The organism is Streptomyces sp. SBT349 (assembly GCF_001083795.1).
Classification (GTDB): Bacteria; Actinomycetota; Actinomycetes; order Streptomycetales; family Streptomycetaceae; genus Streptomyces.
Genome location: NZ_LAVK01000362.1, coordinates 1 through 7,286, shown reverse-complemented (window position 1 = coordinate 7,286; position 7,286 = coordinate 1). Strand labels below are relative to the sequence as shown.

At 73.8% G+C, this 7,286-nt stretch carries 8 protein-coding genes, 1 pseudogene and 1 riboswitch; of the genes and pseudogenes, 5 read left to right on the top strand and 4 right to left on the bottom strand.

Translation table 11 applies throughout. From position 1 onward, the window contains the following. Positions 1-423: 423 nt before the first annotated feature. A pseudogene (locus tag ADY01_RS30075) lies at positions 424-1,194 on the bottom strand (sporulation protein); the annotation flags it as partial. Between the two features lie 246 nt (positions 1,195-1,440). On the opposite strand from ADY01_RS30075, the gene ADY01_RS30070 reads away from it, so the two are divergent. The 4 genes from ADY01_RS30070 (at position 1,441) to ADY01_RS30055 (ending at position 3,591) form a co-directional block, all read left to right on the top strand. Next, entirely contained in the window at positions 1,441-1,818 is a 378-nt protein-coding gene (locus ADY01_RS30070; protein WP_159001510.1) for a hypothetical protein, read from the top strand. A gap of 118 nt (positions 1,819-1,936) precedes the next feature. Beyond that, positions 1,937-2,605 carry a DUF3105 domain-containing protein gene (locus ADY01_RS30065; protein WP_049579770.1) on the top strand — a complete coding sequence of 223 codons (669 nt, stop codon included), beginning with the start codon at positions 1,937-1,939 and terminating at the stop codon, positions 2,603-2,605. Next, positions 2,602-3,231 (top strand): DUF305 domain-containing protein, encoded by a 630-nt coding sequence (locus ADY01_RS30060; protein ID WP_234320473.1) that lies wholly within the window; start codon positions 2,602-2,604, stop codon positions 3,229-3,231. Before ADY01_RS30065 ends, ADY01_RS30060 begins: the two co-directional genes overlap by 4 nt. Before the next feature lie 66 nt (positions 3,232-3,297). Further along, on the top strand, positions 3,298-3,591 hold the full coding sequence (locus tag ADY01_RS30055) for a GNAT family N-acetyltransferase (RefSeq protein ID WP_049579766.1): 294 nt from the start codon (positions 3,298-3,300) through the stop codon (positions 3,589-3,591). Between the two features lie 188 nt (positions 3,592-3,779). Here the strand turns inward: ADY01_RS30055 and ADY01_RS30050 are convergent, their stop codons facing one another. After that, complete coding sequence (locus ADY01_RS30050) at positions 3,780-4,154, bottom strand: RNA-binding S4 domain-containing protein (RefSeq protein WP_049579764.1); 375 nt, start codon at positions 4,152-4,154, stop codon at positions 3,780-3,782. A gap of 47 nt (positions 4,155-4,201) precedes the next feature. Next, a riboswitch (cobalamin riboswitch) is annotated at positions 4,202-4,326 on the top strand. Positions 4,327-4,472: 146 nt separating this feature from the next. Between ADY01_RS30050 and ADY01_RS30045 the strand changes: the two genes are divergently transcribed. Further along, entirely contained in the window at positions 4,473-5,909 is a 1,437-nt protein-coding gene (locus ADY01_RS30045; RefSeq protein WP_049579762.1) for an LPXTG cell wall anchor domain-containing protein, read from the top strand. Here the strand turns inward: ADY01_RS30045 and ADY01_RS40005 are convergent. Both ADY01_RS40005 and ADY01_RS30035 read right to left on the bottom strand, forming a co-directional pair. Beyond that, positions 5,870-6,076, bottom strand: a complete 207-nt coding sequence (locus ADY01_RS40005; RefSeq protein WP_049579760.1) for a hypothetical protein — start codon at positions 6,074-6,076, stop codon at positions 5,870-5,872. The two genes, ADY01_RS30045 and ADY01_RS40005, sit on opposite strands and share 40 nt — an antisense overlap. Before the next feature lie 136 nt (positions 6,077-6,212). Continuing rightward, positions 6,213-7,172, bottom strand: a complete 960-nt coding sequence (locus ADY01_RS30035) for an NADP-dependent oxidoreductase (protein WP_049579759.1) — start codon at positions 7,170-7,172, stop codon at positions 6,213-6,215. Positions 7,173-7,286 lie beyond the last annotated feature (114 nt).

Below are 7,286 nucleotides of genomic sequence, written 5' to 3'. Positions count from 1 at the left end.
GCGCGGGGGACGGCGGGGGCGCGGCGGACCCGGCGGACCTGGAATCCGGTCGCGGATCCCAGCGCGGTATTGAGTTTCCGTAGCAGAGTCATGGCATACGAGGCTAAACACCAACCGGGGGCGGAACAACGGACGTCGATTCAGAAGTGTTCATACACCAGAAATACAACGCCGGGAAATCCGTGGCCCGCCAGGCGTGGTGATTCCCCGTCGGCGCAGGGTTCCTGGCGGGGCGTCAGGCGCGGACGGGCGGGGAATCCCGAGATCGGATATCACGCGGAGGAGTGAAGCGCGTCCTTTCCCGGTGTCACCGGAACGCGCGTGTCCGGTGCGTTTTCCTGCCCGGTGGGTCCCCGGAATCGACGAACCCGCCGGCCCGCCCCGAGGGCGGATCCGGCGGGCTCCCCGTCCGCGTCAGTGCCCGCGGCGGGCGGCCAGCTGCTTGACCCAGGAGTCGACCTCGGCGTTCCAGTCGTAGCCCTGGACCTGGTTGTGGCTGACGGTGTGGCGGCTGAGCGCGTCGCCGCCCCCGGTGAACAGGCCGCCGCGCTTGTCGGCCTCGATCACCACCTCGACGCCGGCGGGCGAGCCGAGGAAGGTCAGCTCTATCTCCCGCATGGCGTGCGCGTACTGCGCGGGCGGGGTCAGCTCGATCTCCTGGTAGAAGGGGAGCGTCTGGCCGGTGCCGCCGATGCGGCCGAGCTCCAGGTCGGCCGTCTTGAACCCGAAGCCCAGCTGGCCGAACGCCTCCAGCACGGCTTCCTGCACGGGCATCGGGCGCACCAGCAGCGGGTCCAGGTCCCCCTGGTCGACGGCGCCGGCCACCGCGAGCTCCGTCTTGACGCCGAGGACCACACCCAGCGGCTGCCCGTAGAGCTCGGTGATCGGCGTTTCCCAGGGAACGCCGACGGAGAACGGCACGCTGAACTGCTGCCCCTCCACGAGCCGGAAGCCGCCGCCGATCGTCTCGCGGTGGAAGACCACGTTCCCGTGGCTCTCGCCGTCCTCGTGCTCGGCCTCGACGCGCGCCACGAAGTGCAGCGTGAGGTGCGTGATCTCCGTGTCCATCGAGCCGCCCCGCACGTGGACCTGGCCCGTCAGTCCCATGCCCGGGGTCACGGCCCCGCCGTTCAGCACCGTGTCCACCGAGGGGCCACCCACCCCGAGCGAGCCGAGCAACCGTTTGAACACCATCGCTGCGCTCTCCTTTACGTTGTCCCTTATGTCCCGATGCTGGTAACTTCCGTCCCGGCCGCGGCCGTTGTCACGCTACCCCGGCGGATCTCCGTGGGGCGTCGGCCGAGCGGAACGGGAAGTCCCCTCCCCCTGCTCCTCTTCCTTACCTTTACGCGCGGGCGCGCCCGCCGGTTCCTTCGCGCTGCCGTTCCGTGACCTCGGCACCGGGGCGGTGCCGAGGCGGGATGAGTACGATGACGGGCGATGATACGAACATACGGCTATCGACCGGGCGGTTCCCGAGCCACCGTCCTGGTCAGCTGTGTGCTCGCTGTCACCGTCCTGCTGTGTGCCGCCGGGGTGTGCGTGCCCGGCGGCGTTGCCGCCGATCACGCAGGAGGGGCGGCGTTCGCCGCGGGCCACCACCCGCCGGCGGACTCCGAGGAGTCGGGGCGCAGGTGCCACGGCGGGCCCACCGCCACGGCCGCCCCGGTCTCGCCGACCCCCGTTCCGCTGCACGTCCCGGCCTCGGACCCGGCGCCGCCGACCGCGCGGGTGTGCCTTCCCGAGGGCATCAGCGGGGCCGCCCACGACGGTGTGTCCTCCGTCGACCTGCACCGCCTCCAGGTCCAGCGCACTTAGGCCGTGTCCGCAAGGTCCGAGCCAGTTCCCTGGCGCACCACCGGGCGTGGGGCACCGAGCCGCGCGCCCATCCGCGACATCTCCCTACCCCCTCCGTCGAGGACTTGAGGACCCCCCCATGGCTAACAAGCAGAGCCGCAAGACCACCACCACCGCCCGGCGCGCGAAGATAGAGAAGGCCCGCCGCGAGGAGCGCGCACGGGAGCGGCGCAACCGCACCTTTCTGATCGTCGGCAGCGCCCTCGCCGTGGCCGCGCTCGTGATCGGCGTGGCCGTCCTGGTCTCCTCGGCCGGGGACGACGACGGCGGGGAGGAGGGCGCCACCGTCTCCGCCACCGGCGAGCCGGGAACCATCGAGGGCTCGCGGACGTGGGAGGACCTCAGCCGCAACCACGTCGAAACGGACGTGGAGTACGCGATGGCCCCGCCCGTCGGCGGTGACCACGCGGCGGCCTGGGCCAACTGCGACGCCGACGTCTACGAGGAGGAGCTCGGCGAGGAGAACGCGGTCCACTCCCTGGAGCACGGCGCGGTGTGGGTCACCTACAACGACGCCGCCGCCGAGGCCGACATCGAGACGCTCACCACCCGCGTCTCCTCCACCCCCTACTCGCTGATGAGCCCGCTGCCCGACCAGGAGTCGCCGATCGTCCTGACCGCGTGGGGCAACCAGCTGGCGCTCGACAGCGCGGACGACCCGCGGGTCGCGGAGTTCTTCGACACCTTCGTGCAGGGTGAGCAGACGCCGGAGCCGGGCGCGCCGTGCACGGGAGGGGTCCCCCAGTGACCGGCCGGCGGTTGCTGCTGGCGGCCAGCACGGCGATCGGTGTGATCGCCGCGTTCCTGGTCGCCGTGGCGACGCTGGCCCCCGAGGGGTCGTCCGCGGCGCCCTCCGTTCCCGCGGAGGACTCGGCGGACGTCGGGTTCGCCCGGGACATGGCCGTCCACCACCAGCAGGCCGTCGAGATGTCCTTCCTCGTCCGCGACCGCACGCAGGACGAGGACGTGCGGCTGCTGGCGTTCGACATCATCAACACGCAGGCCAACCAGCGCGGCATGATGCTCGGTTGGCTCGACCTGTGGGACATGCCGAAGAGCACGTCGACCCCGATGACCTGGATGCCCGGCCACGCCGGGATGACGGGCGGGGCGGGGGAGGGGGGCCTGGCGGCGATGCCCGGGATGGCCACGGACGAACAGCTCGACGAGCTGCGGGCCGCGGAGGGGCGGGAGTCGGAGGTCCTCTTCCTCCAGCTGATGATCGAGCACCACCGCGGCGGCGTGGAGATGGCGCAGGCCGCCGCGGCCGAGGCGGGCACCGAGGAGGTGGACCGCCTGGCGACCGGCATCGTGGAGGCCCAGGAGGCGGAGATCGGGCTGATGCGGGACATGCTGGCGGAACGCGGCGCGTGATCCGGCGCGGCTGATCCGTACCGGCCTCGGCGTGCACGGCGGCCGGGGCCGGTCCACGATGGAGGGATGAGCGCACCGGCAACCGTGCGGGACAACGAGGACGCGTCCCGGTTCGAGGCGTGGATCGCCGACGACCTGGCGGGGGTCGCGGAGTACCGGCGCACCGAGGGCCTGGTGGTGTACCCCCACACGGTGGTGAAGGCGGACTTCGAGGGCCGGGGCGTGGGAAGCGCGCTGGCGAGGGCGGCGCTGGACGACGCCCGCGCCCGGGACCTGCGGGTCCAGGTCCCGTGCCCCTTCCTCACCTCCTGGCTGGCCCGCCACCCCGAATACCAGGACCTGACCGAACCAACCCCCTGACGCGGGCGCTGGGCGGGGCCTCGGGGGCCGGAGGCTCGCCGGGCCCTGCGGCCTGCGGCCTGCGGCCTGCGGCCTGCGGCCTGCGGCCTGCGGCCTGCGGCCTGCGGCCTGCGGCCTGCGGCCTGCGGCCGGGCAGGCCGGTCCGCACGGTGGGTGGTGGGATGTGGGGCCCGTGGCGGGTCTTCCGGTCAGAGGCCGCGCAGGCGGTCCGTTTCGCGGCGCTCCCGTTTGGTCGGGCGGCCCGCCCCCCGCTCGCGCTGGGGGAGCGCCGGCATGACCTCGCGGGGTGGCCTCGGCGGGCTGTTGTCGACAAAGCACTCCGTCGCCACGGCCGCCCCGACCCGTTTCCGCAGCAGCCGCGTCACGACGACGATCCGCTCCCACCCCGGCTGCCTGACCCGCACCTCGTCCCCGGTGCGCAGCGTGTGCGCCGGCTTGACGCGTTCCCCGTTCACCCGGACATGCCCGGCCCGGCACGCCGCAGCCGCCGCCGACCGTGTCTTCGCCAGCCGCACGGACCAGATCCAGCTGTCGACCCGCACGCTCCCCTCGTCCTCAGCCATGGCTCCGACTCTAGCCGGGACCGGAGGACCGGACTTATCCTTGGTCCACGTCATACACGTGTACGGCTGAGGGAAGCCGGTGGGAATCCGGCGCTGACCTGCAACCGTGAGCGGCGCACGCCACGCGCGTACGCCGCGAGTCGGGCTACTCGGCCGTATGACGAGATTCGCTTCTCACTGTCACGGTCCGCAGCGTGGAGCCCTGAGCCGCCCGGCTCGTCGGCCCCTGCCGCGTCATCATGAACGCGCAGGGGTTTTCGCATGCCGGGTCGTCCGCGGGTGCCCGCGCCGCCCGACGGAAGGACGTGCACCCACACGATGTCCAGACCCCTGCGCCGCGCCGCCGCGCTGCTGCCCGCGCCGCTGGTGGCGGGCGTTCTGCTGCTTCCCGGCAACGCCTCCCACGCGGACGCCCCGCCCGAACTGGAGGATCCGGCCGTCGCCGCGGCGACCTGGGCCGTCGGCCGGCTGACCGACGGCACGCACGCCATGGGCGACCACGGCCTGACCGCGGACATCGCCATCGGCCTGGCCTCCACCGGCACGGCGGGCGACGCGACGACGCGCGCCACCGACTGGCTCGCCGAGAACGCCGAGGGCTACATCACCCGCGGCAGCCCCGGCAGCGGCACGGTGTTCACCGGCGGCGCCGCCAAGCTCGCGCTGCTGGCCTCCATCGAGCACCGGGACGCGGGTGACTTCGGCGGCCTGGACCTGACGGGCATCCTGCTCGAACGGCTGGGGGACGACGGCCGGTTCACCGACGCCGGTGCCGCCGGGGACATGTCGAACCAGTTCACCCAGTCCCTCGCCGTCCTCGCCCTGGACCGCACCGGCGACCTGCCGGAGTCCGCCGTGGACTTCCTCGCCTCGACCCGTTGCGCCGACGGCGGCTTCCCGCTCTCCCTGCGCCGCGACCCGGACCGTTGCACCTCCGACACCGACAGCACCGGCATGGCCGTCCAGGCGCTCCTGGCCGCGGACCGCACCGCCGACGCCGAACCCGGGCTCGACTGGCTGGAGAGCCGGCAGCAGGAGGACAGCGGCGGCTGGGGATACGACGCGACCAGCGACCCGAACAGCAACTCGACCTCCCTCGCCATCCAGGCGCTCAGGGCCGGGGGCCGCGAGGAGGCCGCGGACGACGGCTGGATCTGGCTCTACTCGGTCCAGGTCGGCTGCGCGCAGGCGCGCGAGGACCGGGGCGCCGTCGGCTACATGGAGCCGGTGGCCGACGGCATGGCGCTGCGTTCCACGGCCCAGGCGATCCCCGCCCTCCAGGGCGTGGCGCTCGGCGACATCGACGGCGCGGAGGCCACCCCCGAGCCCACGCCGCTGGAGTGCTACCCGGACGACCCGCCCGGCCAGGACGGCGGAGGCACGCTCGGCGCCGTCGAGGGAACGGAGCAGGGCGCCGAGCAAGGTGCCGAGCAGGGAACGGAACAGGGAACGGAACAGGGTGCCGAGCAAGGTGCCGAGCAAGGTGCCGAGCAGGGAACGGAACAGGGTGGCGCCACGGCGGACGGGAGCGCGTCCGGCGCCGACGGCGGCCCGGGAGGCGGGGACGCCGCGTCCGCGGTCGGCGCCTCCGGCGCCTCGGGCGGCACGGCGAGCGGAGGACCCACGCCCGGCGGCAACCTGGCCAGCACCGGTTCGTCCTCGACCCAGCCCCTGGCATGGGCCGCCGTCGGCCTGATGTTCGCGGGCTCGGCCACCTACCTCGCCGCCCGCCGGCGCCGGCGGCACACCTCCTGAACCGCCCCGCCCACGCCGCCACCCCGCGGGGCGCACGCGGCGGCGTTCCGCATGTCCTCCCGCGTCGCCGTCCGCCGCAGCGCCTCGACGGCGGAGAACGCCACCTGGAGGCCGCCCAGGTAGTACCCGGGCGGCGGGTCGCCGTCGCCGCCGAGGAACAGGATCACCCCGGAACGCCGCCGCCCGCGAGGTCAGGAACGTGGTCCGCACTGCCGTCCGCACCGGGCGTTCGACGTCACACCGCCTTCAGGGGCTCGCACGTGCGCCGCGCCAGGCGAACCCGCGCGGGGCCCGTGTCCGGGGTCAGGGGACGAGGACGATCTTGCCGAGGGTGTGGCGCCGCTCCAGCTCCCGGTAGGCGTCGCGGACCTCCTCCAGCGGGTAGGTGGTGGCGATGGGGATCTCCAGCGCGCCCCGGTCGACCAGTGCGGCCAGCTCGGCGAGGATCTCCGCGTCGGCGGCGTCGCTGTTGCCCGCGGTGCGGGTGCCGAGCGTGGCGGCGTCCGGGTAGTTGATGATCGTGTTGATCCGCTCGTGGGGGATGCCCAGGCCGTCGGCCAGGTTGAGGTAGTCGTCGCCGAAGGTGTCGATGAACGCGGCGGGGCGGTCGCCGTTCGCGGCGGCCAGGATCCGGTCGGCGACGGCGGCGTTGTTCTGCGAGGTGTCCCCGGGGCCCTCGCCGCCGCCGTAGGGGACGGGGATCACACCGTGGGCCGTCAGCCAGTCGTGATGCTCCTCGCTCGCGAGACCGATCACGGTGGCGCCGGTGTTCCGCGCCAACTGGGCGGCGACCGAGCCGACTCCGCCCGCCGCGCCCGAGACCACCACCGTGTCCCCGCGCTCCGCGCCCACCGCCCTGACCGCCGCGTAGCCCGTGGTCCCCACGACGAACAGCGCCCCCGCCGCGAGCCACGGCACCCCGACGGGGCGCCGCACCAGCCGTTCGGCCTCGGTGACCACGAAGTCCGCCTGGCTGGCCCGGCCGTCGGTCCACCCCAGCACCTCGTCGCCGATCTCCACCCAGGTCACGCCGGGACCGCGCGCCTCGACCACCCCCGCCAGGTCGCTGCCCTGCCCGGAGGGGAACGTCGCGGGCCAACGGTCGCGCAGCAGGCCGCGCCTGATCGCCGCCTCCCCGGGGTTGATCCCGGTGGCCTTCACGCGCACCAGGACCTGGCCCGGCCCCGGCTCCGGCCGCTCCACCTCCTCGACGCGCAGGACGTCGACATCGCCGTACTCGTGAAACCTGACAGCCCGGGGCATCGCGGGGCTCCCTTCCTGCTCCGAAGATTCACCCCAGAGTGGGGCATAACGCAGGATGGCACGCTGACCTGCCGTCAGTCCCGGGTCGCCGCGCGGGCACCCTCCCCTCTCCGC

Bases quoted from the DNA above. Each gene is read 5' to 3' on its own strand.
- ADY01_RS30045 (WP_049579762.1), top strand. From the start codon at position 4,473: ATGTCCAGACCCCTGCGCCGCGCCGCCGCGCTGCTGCCCGCGCCGCTG.
- ADY01_RS30065 (WP_049579770.1), top strand. From the start codon at position 1,937: ATGGCTAACAAGCAGAGCCGCAAGACCACCACCACCGCCCGGCGCGCG.
- ADY01_RS30070 (WP_159001510.1), top strand. From the start codon at position 1,441: ATGATACGAACATACGGCTATCGACCGGGCGGTTCCCGAGCCACCGTC.
- ADY01_RS30055 (WP_049579766.1), top strand. From the start codon at position 3,298: ATGAGCGCACCGGCAACCGTGCGGGACAACGAGGACGCGTCCCGGTTC.
- ADY01_RS30035 (WP_049579759.1), bottom strand. From the start codon at position 7,172: ATGCCCCGGGCTGTCAGGTTTCACGAGTACGGCGATGTCGACGTCCTG.
- ADY01_RS30050 (WP_049579764.1), bottom strand. From the start codon at position 4,154: ATGGCTGAGGACGAGGGGAGCGTGCGGGTCGACAGCTGGATCTGGTCC.